This window comes from Variovorax sp. Root318D1, from assembly GCF_001424835.1.
In the GTDB taxonomy this organism is placed as follows: domain Bacteria; phylum Pseudomonadota; class Gammaproteobacteria; order Burkholderiales; family Burkholderiaceae_C; genus Variovorax.
Genome location: NZ_LMCQ01000024.1, coordinates 329,946 through 349,399, shown reverse-complemented (window position 1 = coordinate 349,399; position 19,454 = coordinate 329,946). Strand labels below are relative to the sequence as shown.

Annotated in this window: 14 protein-coding genes; 5 read left to right on the top strand and 9 right to left on the bottom strand. The window is 66.9% G+C overall.

What is annotated here, in order from left to right:
- A complete protein-coding gene (locus ASC78_RS24485) occupies window positions 1-1,329 on the bottom strand; it encodes an MFS transporter (RefSeq protein WP_055807628.1) in 1,329 nt (442 codons plus the stop codon).
- 141 nt (window positions 1,330-1,470) lie between these two features.
- Complete coding sequence (locus tag ASC78_RS24480) at window positions 1,471-2,247, bottom strand: FadR/GntR family transcriptional regulator (protein ID WP_055807625.1); 777 nt, start codon at window positions 2,245-2,247, stop codon at window positions 1,471-1,473.
- A gap of 343 nt (window positions 2,248-2,590) precedes the next feature.
- Here ASC78_RS24480 and ASC78_RS24475 point away from each other — a divergent pair, with 343 nt between their 5' ends.
- Complete coding sequence (locus ASC78_RS24475) at window positions 2,591-3,073, top strand: DUF2846 domain-containing protein (protein WP_082517647.1); 483 nt, start codon at window positions 2,591-2,593, stop codon at window positions 3,071-3,073.
- Between the two features lie 52 nt (window positions 3,074-3,125).
- Here ASC78_RS24475 and aceE read toward each other — a convergent pair whose 3' ends face one another.
- Window positions 3,126-5,870 (bottom strand): pyruvate dehydrogenase (acetyl-transferring), homodimeric type, encoded by a 2,745-nt coding sequence (gene aceE, locus ASC78_RS24470; RefSeq protein WP_055807622.1) that lies wholly within the window; start codon window positions 5,868-5,870, stop codon window positions 3,126-3,128.
- A 105-nt stretch (window positions 5,871-5,975) separates the two neighbouring features.
- On the opposite strand from aceE, the gene ASC78_RS24465 reads away from it, so the two are divergent.
- Window positions 5,976-6,440: an Lrp/AsnC family transcriptional regulator gene (locus ASC78_RS24465; protein ID WP_028258331.1), complete on the top strand. Its 465-nt coding sequence runs from the start codon at window positions 5,976-5,978 to the stop codon at window positions 6,438-6,440.
- A gap of 46 nt (window positions 6,441-6,486) precedes the next feature.
- Here ASC78_RS24465 and ASC78_RS24460 read toward each other — a convergent pair whose 3' ends face one another.
- Window positions 6,487-8,745, bottom strand: coding sequence for a PhoX family protein (locus ASC78_RS24460; RefSeq protein ID WP_055807620.1), 2,259 nt, complete (start codon window positions 8,743-8,745; stop codon window positions 6,487-6,489).
- Window positions 8,746-8,876: 131 nt separating this feature from the next.
- Entirely contained in the window at window positions 8,877-10,025 is a 1,149-nt protein-coding gene (gene mltA / locus ASC78_RS24455; RefSeq protein WP_055807616.1) for a murein transglycosylase A, read from the bottom strand.
- Here mltA and ASC78_RS27805 point away from each other — a divergent pair.
- From ASC78_RS27805 to ASC78_RS24445, 3 genes are all read left to right on the top strand, one after another.
- Window positions 10,024-10,191, top strand: coding sequence for a hypothetical protein (locus tag ASC78_RS27805; protein ID WP_200934362.1), 168 nt, complete (start codon window positions 10,024-10,026; stop codon window positions 10,189-10,191). The genes mltA and ASC78_RS27805 overlap by 2 nt on opposite strands.
- Before the next feature lie 195 nt (window positions 10,192-10,386).
- On the top strand, window positions 10,387-11,046 hold the full coding sequence (locus tag ASC78_RS24450; RefSeq protein ID WP_055807613.1) for an OmpA family protein: 660 nt from the start codon (window positions 10,387-10,389) through the stop codon (window positions 11,044-11,046).
- Window positions 11,047-11,153: 107 nt separating this feature from the next.
- A complete protein-coding gene (locus tag ASC78_RS24445) occupies window positions 11,154-11,717 on the top strand; it encodes an OmpA family protein (RefSeq protein ID WP_055807610.1) in 564 nt (187 codons plus the stop codon).
- Between the two features lie 4 nt (window positions 11,718-11,721).
- On the opposite strand, the gene ASC78_RS24440 is transcribed toward ASC78_RS24445, so the two are convergent.
- From ASC78_RS24440 to ASC78_RS24425, 4 genes are read right to left on the bottom strand one after another with little or no spacing between them, the layout of a single operon-like run.
- On the bottom strand, window positions 11,722-12,348 hold the full coding sequence (locus ASC78_RS24440; RefSeq protein WP_055807607.1) for a response regulator transcription factor: 627 nt from the start codon (window positions 12,346-12,348) through the stop codon (window positions 11,722-11,724).
- Between the two features lie 37 nt (window positions 12,349-12,385).
- On the bottom strand, window positions 12,386-14,434 hold the full coding sequence (locus ASC78_RS24435) for a two-component system sensor histidine kinase NtrB (protein WP_055807604.1): 2,049 nt from the start codon (window positions 14,432-14,434) through the stop codon (window positions 12,386-12,388).
- 2 nt (window positions 14,435-14,436) lie between these two features.
- Complete coding sequence (locus tag ASC78_RS24430; RefSeq protein ID WP_055807601.1) at window positions 14,437-15,252, bottom strand: carbon-nitrogen hydrolase family protein; 816 nt, start codon at window positions 15,250-15,252, stop codon at window positions 14,437-14,439.
- Window positions 15,249-19,454: a YhdP family protein gene (locus ASC78_RS24425; RefSeq protein WP_055807598.1), complete on the bottom strand. Its 4,206-nt coding sequence runs from the start codon at window positions 19,452-19,454 to the stop codon at window positions 15,249-15,251. The genes ASC78_RS24430 and ASC78_RS24425 overlap by 4 nt, the downstream gene beginning before the upstream one ends.

The following is a 19,454-nucleotide window of genomic DNA, read 5'->3' as shown; positions in this document are numbered from 1 at the left end:
TCAGCGATTCACGAGTTGCTTGGGCGTGAGCCACACGCCGATGGCTCCGAGCACCAGCGCGCCGGCCAGCACGTACATACCGATCTGCGTGCTGCCCGTGAGGTCCTTCAGGTAGCCGATCAGATAGGGACTGGCGAACCCCGCCAGATTACCCACCGAATTGATGGCCGCAATACCGGCCGCCGCCGCAGTGCCCGAAAGAAAGGCGGTGGGCAGCGACCAGAAGAGCGGCGCGCAGGTGAGTACACCGGCGGCGGCGAGCGACAGAAACGCGAGCGACACGATGGTGTTCTGCGTATAGGAGGCGGCCACGGTGAACCCGATGGCGCCCATGAGCGCCGGCACGATCAGGTGCCAGCGGCGTTCCTGCCGGCGGTCGGCGCTGCGGCCGAAAAGGTTCATCGCGATGATCGCGCAGATGAACGGAATTGCGCTCAAGAGGCCGATGTGCAGGTTGCCTTTCACGCCCGTCGCCTTGACCAGCGTGGGCAGCCAGAAGGTCAGCGCATATTGGCCCATGACGAAGGCGAAGTAGATCAGCGCCATCCACCACACGCGCGCATCGCGGAACACCGCGGCCACCGAGTGCGGGCCCTTGGCGCCATGCGCCTGGTCGCGCTCGACCTCCCGCTGCAACAGGCGCTTTTCGTCCGGATCGAGCCAGCGCGCTTGCTGGATGCCGTTGTCCAGATAGAAAAGCACCATCACGCCCACGATCACGGCCGGAATGGCTTCAATGATGAACATCCACTGCCAGCCTTCCATCGAAGACACGCCATGGAATGCATCCATGATCCAGCCCGAGAGCGGATTGCCGAAGATGCCAGCGACCGGAATGGCCGACATGAAGACCGCGATGATGCGCGCGCGCCGGCGGGCCGGATACCACTGGGTCAGATACAAGATCACGCCTGGGTAAAAGCCCGCCTCCGCCACGCCGAGCAGGAAGCGCAGGATGTAGAAGCTGGTCGACGTTTCCACGAACACGAAGCACGCCGACAGCACGCCCCAGGTGATCATGATTCGGGCGATCCACATGCGGGCGCCCACGCGGTTGAGCAGCAGGTTGCTCGGCACTTCGAACAAGAAATAGCCGAGAAAGAAGATGCCCGCGCCCAGGCCGAACACCGTTTCGCTGAAGCCCAGGTCCTGTCCCATCTGAAGCTTCGCAAAGCCCACATTCACGCGGTCGAGGTAGGCGACCACGTAGCAAAGCATCAGGAAAGGAACGAGGCGCCAGAACACCTTGGCATAGGCGCGCTTTTCGAGCGCGACATCGGCAGGCAGGCCTGCAGGGGCGTCCAGGGGCGCGTGGAGTGTTGAAGTCATTGGAGGTCCGATGGATGAAGAACTGATGCGCGCAAGCAGCCACACTGCGGCGCCGTCTCTATTTATCAGGTCATCATACAAATCTGATGCAAGTTGCCCGATCCGGGTAAACCCGCAAACTACACCTCGTTTCCTTTTTGCCTACTTGCCCGCAGGCCAACCTTCGACCAGCGGCCGCGCGAGCTGCGCGCCTTCCTGCTGCCAGAAAACAGGATCGGCCTGTTCGATGCGTCGGATCGCGTTGTCCATGTGGGACTTGGCGGCCTCTCGGGCGCGCAATGGATCGCCCGCCTCGATGGCCTCGACGATCTGCGCGTGCTCTTGCGCCACCTGGCGCGCAAAGTCGGCCCGGCGCGCCTCGTTGGCGCGCGTGACACGCGTGGCGCCATGCAGGAACTGCCGCAGGTACTGCAGCGTGCCGATCAGGAACGGGTTGCGTGCCGCCTCGGCAATAGCGCGGTGAAAGCGCACGTCTTCGTCCGCGCCGTTGCCTCCGGCCGCCACCGCGGCGTGCAGTGAGTCAATGGCGTCGCGGATGCGCTGCACGTCTTCAGGTGTGCGCCGTTCGGCCGCCAGCGCAGCCACCTCGGCCTCCAGCGCGCGGCGCAGTTCCACCATCTGGATCACCGCTTCGCGCGATGCGACGTGCGGCATCTCGAAGCGCAGCGGTTCGACACCGGCCGCGCGCACGTACACCCCGCTGCCCTGGCGCGAATCGAGCAGTCCCAGCGACTTGAGCCGCGAGACCGCTTCGCGCACCACGGTGCGGCTGACGCCGAATTGCTCGGCCAGCGCGGCCTCGGTCGGCAGGCGGTCGCCCTCCGAAAGGCGCCCGCTGCGCACCTCGGCTGCCAATGCATCGGCCACCTGGTCGGCCAGGCGAACGGTGGGAGCAACGGATTGAAAACGTGCGGTCATGAGCTCGGGTGTCGGTCGGGCTGCGACTCTAACGCAGGCATGTGCGGCGAATCTCTGGAACTTAAGAACTACCCACTGCCAACAGGTGTTGTAGCGCGGCACGCTGAAGGTGTGAGAAATCTGGCGCTTTCCACCTCAATCTGCGGTGGACCTTTCGCATTTTGGCCTTCGGCGTCGACATGTAACGAGAATCCGACTCGCGCGCATGTGCCCCCGATTACGCGGCACGCGATCACTATAAAAAAGCACGCCATCTGGGAGGAGCAACATCTTTTGACTTAAATCGTTCTCACCCGGAGCCCAGTTGGCGATTACCTATCCCTCCCCAAATTTTTACCCTCTCATGAAAATCAATTCTTCGTTCTCATCGCTCATGCTGGCAGCGGCACTTGCAGTTCTCTCTGGATGTGCCAGCCTGCCTTCGCCAGAAGTCATGAAGGCTGAAACTGCGTCCTTTCAACTCCCCAAAATGCCAGAGCCGGGCAAAGCGATTGTTTATGTCGTACGGCCTTCCGGCGTCGGTGGTCTGGTTCGATTCAATGTCTTCGTGGACGATCAAGAAGCCGCATCAGAAATGGGTCACACCCGCTCGAGCCAGTACATCTATTTCAACGTCACGCCGGGTACGCACAAGATTTACTCCAAGGCGGAGAACTGGGCTGACACGCAGATCACAGCGAAAAGCGGCGACATCATCTACATTCAGCAAGAACCTTCGATGGGCATCATCATGGCTCGCAACAGCGTGAGCAAGATCGATGACGTCCAAGGCAAGTACCAGGTAAAAAAGCTGCAGGTCGGCACGATTCTCAAAGCAGACAAGTAAGGCAAGCAAGTTCGGTAGCCGAGCTGTCTCTGGCTAGGCTACCGAACGCGACTCAGGTCAATTGCAGCGAATGCCGCGCCGCCCGCGCAATGCTCGCCGCATCCACCCCAAAGAATTCCCGCAGCGCCGCACGCGTGTCGCTGCGGCCGAATCCGTCGGTGCCCAGCGTGAGGTAGCGGCGGCCTTCGGGCAGGAAGGCGCGCACGCTCTCAGGCACGGCGCGTACGTAGTCGGTGGCGGCGACAATGGGGCCCGTGCCGGCGCCGAGCTGCCGCGTGATGAACGGCACGCCGGCGTCCTTCTCGCCCACCAGCGTGCGCTTCTCACAAACCATGCCGTCACGTGCAAGTTCGCTCCAGCTCGTGACGCTGAACACCTCGGCTTCGATGCCTTCGTCGGCCAGCAGTTGCGCCGCTTTGACGACCTCGGTGAGGATCGCGCCTGACCCCATGAGCGTGACCGTCTTCTTCGCCTTGCCCGAGGCTGGCGCATACACGCCGAAGCGATAGCAGCCGCGCAGGATGTCTGCTTCCGCGCCCTGGGGCACGTCGGGCTGCGCGTAGTTCTCGTTCATGAGCGTGACGTAGTAGAAAACGTCCTTCTGCTCGACCATCATTTCGCGGATGCCGGCATCAACGATAACGGCCATTTCGCCGGCATAGGCGGGGTCGTAGGCCTTGCAGTTAGGAATGGTCGCGGCCACGAGATGGCTGCTGCCGTCCTGGTGCTGCAGGCCTTCGCCGCCGAGCGTGGTGCGGCCCGAGGTGGCGCCGAGCAGGAAGCCGCGCGCACGCTGGTCGGCCGCAGCCCAGATGGCGTCGCCCACGCGCTGGAAGCCGAACATCGAGTAGTAGATGTAGAACGGCAGCATCGCGAGGCCGTGCACGCTGTAGCTGGTGGCCGCGGCCGTCCAGCTGGCGATGGCGCCGGCTTCGCTGATGCCTTCCTCGAGGATCTGGCCGTCGGTCGCTTCGCGGTAGCTCAGCACGGAGCCGATGTCTTCGGGCGCATAACGCTGGCCAACGCTCGAATAGATGCCGACCTGCTTGAACAGGTTGGCCATGCCGAAGGTGCGCGCCTCGTCGGCCACGATGGGCACGATGCGCGGGCCCAGGGCCTTGTCTTTCATGAGGTTGCCCAGCATGCGCACGAAGGCCATGGTGGTGCTCATTTCCTTGCCGGCCGCGGCTGTCGCGAACTGCGCGTAGCTTGTGATGTCGGGCTTGGGCACCACCTCGCACGCGGTCTCGCGGCGCGGCATGGCGCCGCCGAGCGCGGCACGGTGGCTCCGCAGGTACTGCATCTCGGCGCTGTCTTCGGGGGGGCGATAGAAGTCCATCGCAATGGCCTGCGCGTCGGTCAGCGGCAGGCTGAAGCGATCGCGAAACTCGATGAGGTCGACGTCGCCCATCTTCTTGTGCGAATGCGTGGTCATCTTGCCCTGCGCGGCGCTGCCCATGCCGTAGCCCTTCTTGGTGTGGGCGAGGATCACGGTGGGCTGGCCCTTGTGCGCGGCCGCGGCGGCATAGGCGGCGTGGATCTTCACGAGGTCGTGGCCGCCGCGCTTCAGGCGGTCGATCTGCTCGTCGGTCATGCCTTCGGCCAGGCGCGCGAGTTCGGGGTTCTGGCCAAAAAAGTTGTCGCGATTGAAGCGGCCGTCCTTGGCTGCGAAAGTCTGCATCTGGCCGTCGACGGTGTTGGCAAAGGCGCGCGCCAGGGCGCCGCTCGCGTCCCGCGCAAAGAGGCCGTCCCAGTCGCTGCCCCAGACCAGTTTGATGACGTTCCAGCCGGCGCCGGCAAAGAGCTTTTCGAGCTCGTCGATGATGCGGCCGTTGCCGCGCACCGGCCCGTCCAGGCGCTGCAGGTTGCAGTTGACCACCCACACGAGGTTGTCGAGCTTCTCGCGCGCGGCCAGCGTCAAGGCGCTCATCGATTCGGGCTCGTCCATTTCGCCGTCGCCGAACACGCCCCACACTTTTCGGCCTTCGCAGTCGAGCAGGTTGCGGTGCGTGAGGTAGCGCATGAAGCGCGCGTGATAGATCGAGCTGATGGGGCCGATGCCCATCGAGCCGGTGGGAAACTGCCAGAAGTCCGGCATCAGGTAGGGATGCGGATAGCTGCTGAGGCCGCGCGCGCCGCTGCCCTGGGTGAACGCGGGCGCGGTCAGTTCTTGCCGGTAGTGCTTGAGGTCTTCTTCGCCGAGGCGGCCTTCGAGATAGGCGCGCGCATAGACGCCCGGTGCGCTGTGCGGCTGGAAGAACACCAAGTCGCCAAGGTGTTGCCCCCCACGCTTCCCCACTTCGTGTGGGTCGCTGCCCCCCCGCGGGGGGCGCTCGCCGCTTGGGGCGGCCCGGCGCGGCTCGGTGTCACTGCGTGCATGGAAGAAATGGTTAAAGCCGGTCTCGAACAGATCGGCCGCGCTTGCATAGCTCGCGATGTGGCCGCCGAGTTCGCCGTACGCCTGGTTGGCCTTGGCGACCATCGCCAGCGCATTCCACCGCATGAGCGAAGCCAGGCGCTCCTCGACCGCGAGGTCGCCGGGGAACGGCGGCTGGTCTTCTACCGCAATGGTGTTGACGTAGGGCGTCGCGAGCTCGGGCTGCCAGCCGATGCGTTGCTGCCGTGCAAGCCGGGCAAGCTCTACCAGCATCTGCCGTGCGCGCTGAGGGCCGTGCGTTTGCGCCAGGGCCAGGAAGGCATCACGCCATTCAGCGGTCTCGGCAGGGTCGGGGTCGTGCGAAAGCGGCGTGTCGATGAGCAGGGCACGCATCTGGTCGGTGGAAATCGGGGCGTTCATGTCGGCACTTTAGGCCGCCGAGCGGCAAATTAGCTACTGGCACAGGCAATCCCATGCGGGCCTCGCAGCATAAAATTCCGACAATCTCAAAATCTGCGGCATTTCATGCAACTCGACGCCATCGACCTGCGCATTCTCGACGAGCTGCAGCGCGACGGCGCGCTATCGAACGTGGAGCTGGCGCGCCGTGTGCACCTGTCACCCTCGCCATGCCTCGCGCGCGTGAAGATGCTCGAGGCAAATGGCGTGATCGACCGCTACGTGGCGCTTGCGAGCGCCAAGGCCCTGGGCTTGGGGCTGAACGTGTTCATCTCGATCAGCCTCACGACGCAAAGCAAGCAGTCGCTCGCCTATTTCGAGCAGCGCATCGCCGAGCACGACGAGGTGATGGAGTGCTACTTGATGACGGGCGACAGCGACTACCTGATCCGCATCGCCGTGGCAGACATGGCGGCGCTGGAGAAATTCATCCTGGAACAGCTCACGCCGATTCCGGGTATCGAGAAGATTCGCTCGAGCTTTGCGCTCAAGCAGGTCAGGTACAAGACGGCGCTGCCGCTGCCGCGATAAGTCCTCCCGGAGCAATCCGGGAGGACCCACGCGCAGCTGCTTTTCCTTAGAGACCGATCAGCCCGCCGTCATCCTTGGTGATGACGACCGTGGCCGAACGTGGACGGGCGCTGCCGCCCTGCGGCCAGTGGCTGCCGAACTTGGTCGGGTCGCTGATGTTTGCCGCAGCGGTTGTTTCACCCGGATGCTGGATGTTGACGAACAGCGCGCGGCCGTCGCCCGATTCGGCGATGCCCGTAATTTCGCAGTCCTTGGGGCCGACCAGGAAGCGGCGCAGGCCGTCGGTGCCGGGTGCCTTGCCGACGAAGGTGGCCTGCGTCGCGCTGGTGGCGCCGTCGACGTTGGTGATCGTCTTCGCCGCGCCGTCTCCCACCTGGCCCGGCAGTGCCGCGAGCATCATGCAGTTGGTCACGTCGGTGTACTTGCCATCGTCGGTCTGCAGCCACAGCAGGCCGGCGGTCGCGTGGCTGAACCACATGCCGTCGGGGCTGGAGAAGTCGTTGTCGGCAACCAGGTTGGACAGGTTGACGTCGGCCGATGCCGTCGAGCGCGCGCCAAACAGATAGACGTCCCAGTTGAAGCTGACGGCCGCGGGGTCGCCGCCGGCGTCGGCAAAGCGAACGACGTGGCCGTTCGGGTTGCCCTTCTGCGCCGTCTGGGCCACGCCCTTGGGGTCGTTGTAGTAGCGCGGGTTGGCGGCATCCGTCGTGCTGATGGTGCGCGCGGCGTTGTTGGTGAGGGTGAGGTACACCTCGCCGTTCTTCGGATTGACGGCGGTCCACTCGGGGCGGTCCATCTTGGTCGCGCCGGCCACGTCGGCCGCGAGGCGCGCGTTGATAACCACGTCGGCCGCATCGGCGAAGGGGTAGGTCGCGTTGCCGGAGGTGATGCCGTTCACGCCCAGCGACAGCTCCAGCCAGTTGCCGGTGCCGTCGGCGTTGAAGCGCGCGACGTAGAGCTTGCCGTCGTCCATGTACTTGTCGCCGGCCGCAATGCCGCCGCCGATGTCGGCCGCATCCCAGGCCTTGGTGGAAACGAACTTGTAGAGGTACTCGTTCTGCGAGTCGTCGCCCATGTACCAGACCAGCGGCTTGCCGACCACGACCGGGCCGAGGCAGGCGCCTTCATGGCCGAAGCGACCGAGCGCGGTGCGCTTCTTGGGCGTGCTGGCCGGGGTGAAAGGATCGATCTCCACCACCCAGCCGTAGGTGTTGGCGCCGTTGCGGAAGTCGTCGGTGGCGGTGGCGCCGGTCACCTGGGTGTTCCAGCGGCCGTAGATGTTGTCGGCGGTGTCGGGCGTGACGGTGGCCCAAAGTTCACGGCCGGTGCTCGAAACACCGTAGCGGCTGAACGAGGTGATTTCCTTGGCGGTGCGGCTGGGGTTGTCGGTGGCCGGAATGCGGCGGAAGTAGCCGGCCCAGTTCTCTTCGCAGGTCAGGTACGTGCCCCACGGCGTGGTGCCGTTGGCGCAGTTGTTGAGCGTGCCGCGGGTCTTGCTGCCGTCGGTCGAGTACTTGGTCTTCAGGGAGTCGGTCTTGGCGGCCGGGCCCGAGAACGTCATTTCGGTGAGTGTGTGAACGCGGCGGTTGAAGCTCGAGTCCTGCTTGTAGCTCCAGGCGCTGCCGTTCTTGTTGACCTCGATCACGCTCACGCCGTGCAGGTAGAACTCGCGCAGCACTTCGTCTGCGACGGTGCGGACTGCGGCACTACCGGTGCCGGTGATGGTCTGACCTGTGGGGTGGAGGAACAGCGGCGTGATGGCTTCGTGGTTCATCACGAGCAGGCCGCGCGCCGAGTTGACGGGGTCCCACTTGTTCGAGCCGTCCATGCCGAAGAAGGTCATGCCGTCGTGGTGGTCGCCGGCACGGCGATCGTAGGTGGCCGGATCGTCCGTGCCATCGTTCTTGTAGGCAGCTACGCCGTTCGCAATCGGATCACCCAGGCGGTAGAGCACGCTGGCGGTGTAGCCGGCAGGCACGCTCACGGCGTCGTCCAGGCTCTTGGCCACGGCATTGAAGTTGAGCTTGAGCGGTGCGGGCGCCGGTGCCGGCGGCGCGGGTGCCGGCGGTGGAGGTGCGGGAGCCGGTGCAGGGGGCAGCACTGGGAAGCCAGCGCCCCCGCCGCCACCACCGCCGCCGCATGCCTGCAGCAACGCGGTGCCGGCCGTGCCGACGCCCAGGCCGAACAGATGGCGGCGGCTCAGGCGCGACGCGATCAGGTCGGTGAAAGAGGGATTCGAGGTGGGGTTGGTGCCGATGTCGTCGAGATCGATCGAAGGATCGTCGCTGCGGGAGTTTGCGGTCATGCGCAATATCTTTCGTGGGTTGAACAAGAAATCAACCCGCGAAGGTAGTCAGTTCGCATGACACCCGCGTGAAACGCTCAGCCTCCGGTCAGCTGCGCTGACTCACCCTCCGACCGGCAACTGACAGCCAGTCAGGGCGCCGGCATTTGCCTCGGCCACAGCGCCCACAGGCGCAGCGGCTGGTTCATGCTGGCGGCAAGCCGGCCGGCATCGGCGCCGGTGCCGGCGAAGTAGTCGGCGCGCACCGCGCCGACGATGGCACTGCCCGTGTCTTGCGCCACCACCAGCTTCTGCAACTGCGCCGCAGGGCCGCTGGATGCAAGCCATACCGGCGTGCCGTACGGAATGCTCTCGCGGTCGACCGCAATGGAGCGGCCTGCCGTGAGCGGCACGCCTTGTGCGCCGCGCGGGCCGAAAGCCGCATCGAGCTCGCTCATGGTTTCTTCGCGGAAGAACACGTAGCGCGGATTGCTCCACAAGAGCTGCGACACGCGCTGCGGGTTCTGCGCCGCCCATGCCTTGGTGTCGTCGGGCCATTTGCCGACCTTGGCCACACCCTGCGAGATCAGCCATTGCTGCACGCTCTTGTACGGCTGCTCGTTGGTCGCGGCGTAGGCCACGCGCACCATGCGCTGAGTGCCATTGGCCTCTGTGATGCGGAGGCGCCCCGAACCCTGGATGTGCAGCATCAGCGCATCGATAGGGTCGGCCATCCATGCGATCTCGCGGCCGCGCAGGGCGGCCTGTGCCTCGGGCAGGGTCTCGATTTCCTGCCGCGTGTACCAGGCGCGGCGCGGCACCAGCCCCTCAGGCGCCTGGTAGATCGGAACGTTGAACGTGGCCGTGGGCATGCGGGAGGCCTCGTACACCGGCTCGTAGTAGCTCGTGAGCTTGCCTTCGCTCGAGCCCGCGAGCGACTCGACCCGGTAGGGCTGCAGCCGGTCGGTCATCCACTGGCGCTGTTCCTCTGGCGTCGCGATGGCCAACTGGCGCACATCGCGGCACAGCGGCGCAAACGCGGCGTTGGGCCGCACGCAGTTGGCGAGCAGCGCAATCCAGGCTTCGTGCAGCGGATCCTCGCCAAAGCCCGGCAGTTCCGCCCAGCCGACGGGCACCCATCGGCTCTTGGGATGCGTCAGCGATCCGGTCAGCGGACCGAGCTCGCGCGGTGGCGTGGCGGCGGGTCGCGCCGAAGTGTCGGGGGCCCTGGGGGCCATCGAGCAGCCGGCCAGCGTTGCTACGATCGCGAGCCCAACCAGCCACTGGAGTCGATTTCTCATGGGTTTGATTTTGCTTGAAGCGCTAGGGGCCGGACTGGTGTTCATCTTGATCGTCTGGTGGACCATGTTTTCAGGTCGAAGGAAAGGCGAGCTGCACGACGAAGACGAAACCGCCGCCAGCAGCGACAACAGTTCCGACGAAAAGAATCCGCCGCCAAAACCGTGAATTCCTTGCGTAGCCCAAAGCCGCCGCGGGATGTCGGAGAACAGGCTGCAAGCTATTACTTTAGTAGCAATCATCGTAGCAATCACGGGGCTTTGCAGAAGGTTTACCTCTTTTCTCCAAGGCAGGAAGGCCGTACCATCGCGTGCTCGCCGACGCTAAGCTGTCCCGCCTGATTCAACCTAGAAAGGGATTGCCATGAAAAAGTTCGTACTTGCTTGCACCGCCACTGCTCTCGTCCTCTCCGGATGTGCCGGCGGCATGACCGACACCCAGCGCAACACCGGCATCGGCGCCGGCATTGGCGCATTGGGCGGCGCGGCCATCGGTTCCGCCACTGGCGGCAACCGCGGCGCCATCGGCACCGGTGCCGTGGTGGGTGCCGCAGCCGGCGCACTCGGCGGCTACCTGTGGTCGCAGCGCATGGAAAACCAGAAACGCCAGATGGAAGCCGCCACCCAGGGCACCGGCATTGCCGTGACGCAAACCCCGAACAACGAGCTCAAGCTGCAGATCCCGAGCGACGTGTCCTTCGACGTGGGCCGTTCGAACATCAAGTCCAACTTCGCGCCGGTGCTCGACCAGTTCGCGAGCGGCCTGCGCAACAACCCGAATGCCGAAGTGCGCATCATCGGCCACACCGACGCCACCGGCTCGGACGCAGTCAACAACCCGCTGTCGGTCGACCGTGCCGCAAGCACGCGCGACTATCTTGTGACACGTGGCGTGAGCACGGCGGCTTTCCGCATCGAAGGACGCGGCTCGCGCGAACCGATTGCCGACAACAACAGCGACGCTGGCCGGGCGCAGAACCGCCGCGTCGAAATCTACGTGGGTGAGCGCGCGCCGCGAGGCTGATCGCCATCGACAGATAAAAAGACAAAACACAAAAAGAAGAAGCCGGTCGGGCGGGAGCGGCCGGCGCCCATTGCCATCGTTTCAATGTTCATTCAGAGGGAATACTCATGAGGAAGTTTGTTGTTTCGGGTGCGGCTGCGGCCGCATTGTTCGTTGTGGGCTGCGCCTCGCAATCGCCCGCGCCGGGATCAGCCGCCGCACCGGCGGCACAGGCAGCCGCGCCAGCCAACAGCTGGACCGCGCGCCTGGCCTCGCTCAAGACCGAGCTCGAAAACTCGACCAAGGGCACGGGCGTGGTGATCGAGCAGACCACGGACAACCAGCTGCATCTCGTGATTCCCAATGAACTGTCGTTCGACGTGGGCCGCGCCAACGTGAAGCGCAACCTCGCCCAGGTGCTCGACAAAGCCGCCGAAGGCCTGCGCAGCGCCACCACGGCCAGCGTGCGCGTGGTGGGCCACACCGACAACACCGGAAGCGAAGAGGGCAACGAGCGCCTCTCGGTGAGCCGCGCCGACAGCGTGCGCAACCACCTGGTGGGCCGTGGCGTCTCGACGACCGCCATCACCACCGACGGCCGCGGCTCGCGCGAACCCCTGGCCGACAACAGCACGCCGGCCGGCCGTGCCCAGAACCGCCGCGTCGAGATCTTCGTCGCGGAAAAGGTCTGATCTCCTAGAGATCTCTCAGGCGGTTGGCCAGCTCGACCGCCGATTTCACTTCCATCTTGTCGAACACGCGCGCGCGGTGGACCTCCACCGTGCGCACGCTGATCGCGAGCTGATCGGCAATCAGCTTGTTGGGCAATCCCTCGACCACGAGCCGCATCACGTCGCGCTCGCGCTCGGTCAGTTCGGCCACGCGGCCGGCCAGACTCTTGCGCGCGCGCTGTACTTCCAGCGCCCGGAGCGAGGCACCCAGCGCCTGCTCGATGCGGTCGACCAGTGCGTTGTCGGAGAACGGCTTCTCGCAAAAATCGAAGGCCCCGCGCTTCACCGCGTCCACCGCGGTCGGAACGTCGGCGTGGCCGGTGAGAAAAATTACCGGCATGGCGTCCAGGACGCCGCGTTCCGCGAGCCGGTCGAACAGCACCAGGCCGCTGGTGCCGGGCATCCGCACGTCCAGCAGCAGGCACAGCGGCTGCTCGGGCAGCGGACCTTCGGCCAGGCGCTGCTCGAAAGCCTCGGCGCTCGCGAAGTGTTCGCTTTCGAGGCGGCGCGAGCGCAGCAGCCAGGCCAGCGCTTCACGCACGCTGACGTCATCGTCCACGATGAAAATGAGACCGTCGATCAGCGGTTGCATATCGATTCCAAAAACGAGCGCGAAGCCTGGGGGTGAGTCATGTACTCGGCAGGGTAAACCGGAACACGGTCCCCCGGGGACTGTTGGGCTCGAACATGAGCACGCCGCCATGCTGCTCCACCACCGTGCGGCACAGGCTGAGGCCCAGCCCCATGCCATCGGCCCGCGTGGTGAAAAAAGGCGTGAAGAGGCGGCTCGCCACCTCTTCGCTGATGCCGCTGCCGAAGTCGGCCACCGAAAATTCGAGCCAGCGCCGCGCGTCTTCCGCGCCCGGGCCGCCGACGGCCACGACGCGCGCCACGCGCAGACGCAGGATCCGGCCCGTGGCACTGTCCGCGGTGTCCATCGCCTGCATTCCGTTGCGCGCCAGGTTCAGCAACACCTGTTCGACCAGCGTGCGGTCGCACATGGCCTTGGGCAAACCGTCTTCGAGCGCCACCTCGATGCTCACGCCGAGCTTGCGCGCCTGCAGCCGCACCAGCGGCAGCACCGCGTCGATCAGCGCCTGCGGCGCCACGGCCTCTCGCGTGCGGTCGCGCCGCCGCACGAAGTCATGCACGCTGCGGATCACCTGGCCGGCACGGTCGGCCTGCTCGGCAATGCGACGCACCGCCATGGCCACCTCGGCCTGCTCGCCCTTGGCGTGCGGGCCCAGCATGTTGAGCGACCCGGTCGCATAGCTGGCAATGGCGGCCAGCGGCTGCGTGAGCTCATGGCTCAGCAGCGAGGCCATTTCGCCGACGGTGGCGAGCCGCGCGCTGGCTTGCAGGCGCTCCTGGCTGGCCCGCGAGAGTTCTTCGACGCGGCGCTGCTCGCTGACGTCGATGAAGGCGCTCATCCAGCCGGTTTGCACGCGCTGCGCATTGATCAGAGGCGCTTCGAAAATGAGCACCGGAAAACGCGTGCCGTCCTTGCGCATGAAGACCGACTCGAAGCCTTCGCGCGGCGGCATGCCGCCAGCCAGGCGCCGGGCCTGCCGCTGCTGGTATTCGTGCGCCAGCTCGGTCGGCCAGTAGGGGGCCTCGATCGATTCGCCGCTACCGGCCATCAGTTCCTCGGGGCTGAAGCCGACCATTTCGCAGAACGCGGGATTCACGTAGGTGATGCGCCCCTGCAGGTCGCGCGCGCGCAGGCCGGTGATGACCGAATCTTCCATCGCCTTGCGGAAGGCGAGCGCATCGGCCAGGTCGCGCTCCGCGCGCAGCCGGCGGCGCGTGTCGCGCGCCAGCAGCACCAGCACGGACACCAGCGCGATGGAAATGGCCGTGACCAGCGCGGTGAGCACGTTGGGGAAAAGATCGGGCGCGGCACGCCAGCCGTCGACGCGCAGCATCAGCGCGGCACCGGGCAGGTCGATCAGCTGCTGCGAGGTGAAGACGCGCGTCCCCGTCCGGCGCGAGGTGCCGAGCGCCACCAGCCGCGTGCCGTCGGCTTCGGTGAATGCCACCTCCTGCCCGCGCGTGAGCGTGGGGCCGACAAGTTCGATGAGCGTGTCGCGCAGCGAGTAGCTGGCCACGAGGAAGCCGCCCGCATCGATGGGCACGCAAAGCTCCATCACCTCGACGCCGCCCCCGCCCAGGATCGGCACGTAGTGGCTCGGCGAATAGGCCGGCGCACCGAGCTTGCGCGCGGCCGCGCAGGCCAGCGCCACGTCCGACTGGTCGGGCCCGCGGCTCTCCTCGCCGATCAGCCGCATGCGGTAGGGCGTGTTGACGGCCTCCAGGGGACGCAGCGCGGCATCGCGCCACTCGAGCCGGAGCCATTCGCGGTGCTCGCGCAGCAGGCTGGCCGCGGCCTCAGGCCAGTGCGTGCGGTCCAGGCCGGAGGCTTGCGTGGCGCGCAGGCTCTGGGCGTTGCGCTGCAGGCCGTTGCGCAGGTCGGAAACCGCGTCGGCGGTGTCGCGGTCGAGTGTCGCCTGCACCTGCTCGATCTCGTGCCGCCCCGCGAGCCACACCACGGTGATCAGCAAGGCCGACACCAGGACGGCCAGGATCAGCCAGAGAAACCAGCGCTGCCAGAGCGAACGCAGGCGCGCGAAGGCGGACAGCGCCCACCGCGGCGGTGCGACTCGCAAGGCATCCTCCATCGCTAGAGCACGCAGTGCGAGAGAACCGGCAGCTGGGCGCGCATGCGCTCGATCTGCCCGGCATCGATGTCGAACAGCACCATGCCTTCGTCGCTGGCCTGCTGCGCCACCACCGTGCCCCAGGGGTCGACCACCATCGACTGGCCCCAGGTCTGGCGGCCGTTCTCGTGCGTGCCGCCCTGCGCGGGCGCCACCACCCAGGCCAGGTTTTCGATGGCGCGGGCACGCAGCAGCACCTCCCAGTGCGCTGCGCCCGTCGTGCGGGTGAAGGCACTGGGCACCAGCAGCAGTTCGGCGCCTTGCCTGGCAAGCGCGCGGTAGAGCTCGGGAAAGCGCAGGTCGTAGCAGACGCTCATGCCCACGCGCCAGCGGTGCCCGTCGCGCGAGGGCAGGTCGAACACCACGGGCGTGGCGCCCGGTGCGATCACGCGGCGCTCGTCGTAGCGCTCGCTGCCGTTGTCGAAATAGAACAGGTGGATCTTGTCGTAGCGCGCCACGCACTGGCCATCGGGCGAATAGCACAGCGAGCTGTTGAACACGTGCTCGGCATCGGTGGTCTCGATGGGCAGCGTGCCGCCGACGATCCAGAGCCCGAACTCGCGCGCCGCATCCGCAAGAAAGCCCTGCACGGTGCCGGCGCCCGCAGTTTCGCGCAGGCCCAGCTTGTCGGTGTCGCGCGCGCCCATCATGCAGAAATACTCGGGCAGCACCGCCAACTCGGCGCCGGCCTCGGCGGCTTGGGCGAGCAGGCCGTGGGCACGCGCGAGGTTGGCTTCGCGGGCGATGGCCGACACCATCTGGATGGCTGCGACTTTCATTGCGTGGTCTCCGTTTTCTTGCCTGCGCCGCCCGCGGGCGGCGCGGGAAGGGCCGAGGCGTTCGGCACGATGGATCGTGGCACCTTGGCGATCTTTGGGTCGGCCCAGGTGCCTTCGATGTGGAACTCCTGCGTGGCGGCTGCGGCGAGCGGCTTGCTCAGCACCCACTGCGCGAGGAAGGTGCCCAGGCCGATCGCGGGATTGATGGCGGTGGCCACCAGCGCGGCGGTGCCGGCGTTGATTTCGGGCACCACCACCACGCGCAGGTCTTGGGTCTCGCGCACGATGTCGGCCGAGCCGTCCATCAGCGCGGCGGCGTTGACGCCCTTCATCTGCAGGTTGTTGGTGCTCGCGATGCCGTTGGTGATTTTCGCGTCGCCGCGGATGAAGTCGAAGGCGAAGCCCTGGCTGAACACGTCGCGGAAATCCAGCGTGAGCCGGCGCGGCAGCGCCTGCAGGCTCAGCACGCCGAGCAGCTTGGCAAGGCCGGGGTCGGCCTTGAGGAACTGGCCCGATTCGACGTTGACCTGGATCTGGCCGCCCAGGCTCGGGTAGTCGAGCGAGAACGGCGAGCCGCGCCAATGGACGTCGCCCTCGAGCCGCCCGCTGCCGCGCCGCAGCACCCCGGGCATGCCGAAGCGCGTGAGCAGGTTGCCGGCGTCCGCGATGTCGAGCGTGAAGGTCATGGCCGTGCGGCGCCGCTCGGAACGCCCGGGCGTGGTGACCGAGCTCGCGGCCCAGGTGCCCTTGGCCGTGAAGTTCGCCTCGGGCATGGTGAAGCTCAGTTTGTTGAGCAGCCATTCGCGGCCCGCGCCGCCGCGGTTGACGGCGTCGATCTCGGCGCGGCCCAGGCGCTTGCCCAGCAGCTCGAAATCATCGACGACGATATCGAGCGCGGGCAGCGTGCCCGGCTCCTCGTCGAGCAGCGCTTCGACCTGCGTGGCCTCGGCCGGCGCAATCTTGAGCCGCGCGAGCCGCGCATAGAGCCGGCCGGCCTGCGCGTGGCGGTACTCGGCATAGCCGCTGAGTTCTGTGGCGTCGATGTTGGCGCGCCAGAGCGTACCTTCGCGCGTGCCGCCGAGCACCACGTTGTGCAGCGTCCGGCCCGCAATGCCGAGCTGCTGCGCGCGCACCGCGATGCGCGTGGGCACGTAGCTCATGGCCGCGTCCTCGGGCCGTTCGCCGCCGCCCGGCGCCTCGGCCGCACCAGCGCCCGTGCCGGTGTCGCCCACCAGGGCTTGCCATGCGGGCATGTCGAGCTTGGCGATGTTGACGTTGGCCGTCACGCCTCTATCTGGCACGCTGGCGGTTTCGCCCGCGGCAAGGCCGATGGCGACGCTTCCGCGCAGCACCCGCGCATCGGCGCCCGAAATGTCGCGCACATACTGAACCGCGCCAATGCGGCCGAGCTCCAGCGACAGCTGGTCCTGCACCGCAACGGCAACACCCGCGCGGGTTTCGCGCTGCAACACCTTCTTCTCGATGCGCAGCGGCATCTGCTCGTCGGCCGTCTTCACCAAGGGCGCTGGCAACTGCAAGGCCAGGCCCTGCAGCGTGCTGGTGAGAGAAAACTCGGGTGCGCCGTCGCGCATCGAGAAGGAGGCCGCGTAGGGCGTGCTGCCGCTGGCCTTGGCCGCGATCCGGGTGAGCCACTCGGCCTCGCGCGCACTGCGCAGGCCCTCGGCCGTGGCGGTGCCTTGCGCCTTCAGCGCCACTTCGCGGTTGGCACCGGCGAAGCGGCCGCGGCCCTCGAGGCGGATGTCGCCGCCCAGCAGCCTGGCCTGGACGCCGGCCAGCGAAAAACCTGTTTCGGTGAAGCTGACCGTGCCCTTGGCCTGCGTGAACGACGGCGCTTCGGGCACGAACTGCAGTTCGTTGTCGGACAGCACAATGCTGGCCTGGACCTTGGCCGCGTCCATCGCGGCGAGCGGCAGTTCGAGGTGCAGGCGGTAGTCGGCCACGCCGGTGGCGCGTGCGCGGGACAGCAGCTCGCCGGTCTCGCCGGCCAGCGGGGCGCCCACGCGCAGCAGTTCGCCAAGCGGCCCCTTGGCCTGTGCATCGACGCGCAGCAGCGAGGCGTGGTGCGACATGTCGGCAATCTGGGCTTCCGCCTTGGTCACCTCGATGCCGGATGCACCGACCAGCCGCCCGCGCGCATTGCGCACCAGCATGCCCGCGCGCTCGAACACCAGTTCGCCCGAGAGCCCCGTGAGCGCCGGCCAGACCGGCACGGGCGTGCCGGCGCGCGTTGCCGAGGCCGCAGCCTTCGACGCGGTCGACGCGGCAATGGCCGACGTGGGCGGAACGTAGGCGTAGTTCACGTCGGCCACCTTGGCCACGATGCGGAACTCGCCCTTCCTGGGGTCCATGAAGGGCATGTCGTGCAGGTCGCCGCGCACGCGGAAATCGACACTGCTGGCCGTGCCCTTGGTGACCGCATTGCGCACGTAGTCGCGCGTGTGCTGGGGAATTTCAAGCGGCAGGTAGCGAAACACGCGCGTGCCGTCGGCGCGCGTCAGCTTGCCCTGCAGGTCGAGCACGCCGGGGTAGCGCGCGCGCCCGGACGATACCGCAGGGTCGCTGGTGCGCCAGCTGGCTTCGGCCTCGCCCTCGGCGTCGGTGTTGGCGAAGCGCAGCTTGGAGACCTGGAGCTGCGCGTTGCCCTTGTCGAGCTTCCACTGGAGCTGGGCGGCGAGCCGGTCGATCGGAATCACCGGCTCTTCGAACACGCCCGGAAATTCGAGCGTGCCCTTGGCCATGGTCAGTGCCGCGGTGCCGCCGGCGTGGGTGGCCTCGAACTCGACCGTGGCGCCGCTCACGCCGGGCGAGCCGGCATGCGGGCGTTGTGGGGCCGAGGCCGTGCTGCCCGCGGTGTTGCCTGCAGCGGGTGCGGTTGTGGCGGTTTGCGGCGCCCCGGGCTGCGAGGCGACACGCAGGCCGCTGATCCGCCCCTTGGCCTGGTAGCGCTCGGGCGCGCCCAGCGACCCCTGCCAATTCATGTCGATGCGCTCGACCAGCCCGCGCGGCGCATAGGCATCGAGCACGCGGTGCGTGGCATCGCCCAGCGGCAGGCGGTCGGCAATCAGGGCCAGCGCCGCCAGGTCGAGCCGGTCGGCACGCAATGCGCCGTGCTCGGGCGTGCGGCCCTGCGCGGGCGAGTGCTGCAGCCACAGGTTGCCGCCGGGCCAGCGCATGCCGTCGGCGGTGTCGAACTGCAGCGCGGCGGTCGAGAACTCGAAGGTTTCTTCGTTCAGCTGGCCCGCGAGCCGGCCGGTCACCGAGCGCATCACCAGCGGCTGGAGGCCGCGGCCGAGCGAGGCATCGATGCGGTTGAGGCCGAGGTCCGCCGCGCCGCCCACGATCTGCCCTTTCTTCATGTCGGCCCACAGGCGCAGCGCACCGCTGCCTTCGCGGATGCGCGCGTCGATGGAAACGTAGCGGCCAAGGCGCGTGACGTCCATGTAGGGCAAGTCGGCGTAGATCTGGCCGTCCCACGTCTGCCAGCGGCCGGAGCGCACCGACAGCAGCGGCTGGCGGAACTGGCCGCGCAGGGTGAAGCGCTCGCCCCATCCGGCCGGCGGCGTGGCGTCGAGCCGAAGGTTGTGTCGGCGGGCGGTGTTGCGCGCCACGAAGCGCACGTTCGTCAGCAGCAGGGGCTCGGCCTGGCGCTGCTCGTCGGTCCAGCGCACGGTGCCGCCTTCGACGACCAGTTCGCGCTGGGCGAAAAACCAGTCGGCGGCACGGGTCTCTCCGGTGGTGTCGGTGTCCATGTGGAGGCCGGCCACGTGCAGCTTGCCGAGCACGTCACGGCGAACGTCGACCTCTGGCCCCTCGATGTAGAGCTGCTCGAAGTTGAGGCGCCACAAAGAACGCGGCGAGACGCTCGCCACCACCCGCACGAGGCGCAGGGCTTCTCGATCACGGGCATCGTGCAGCACCACGTCGCGCAGCTCGAAAACCGGAAACAGGCTATCCGATCGGGCGGTGATCGACCCGATGCGCACGGGTACCCCGATGGTCTTGCTGGCTTGCGCCTCCAGCGCACCACGGTACTCGCCGATTCGCGGCACAATCCATGCGTGTAGGACAACCACTGACAGTGCCAGCAGAAGCCATGCAGCGATCAGTAAACCCAACAGCCAGCGCGCCGTCGCAGCGGTGATCTTGAGCAGACGTGAAGGGGAAGACGCCGTGTCGTTCAT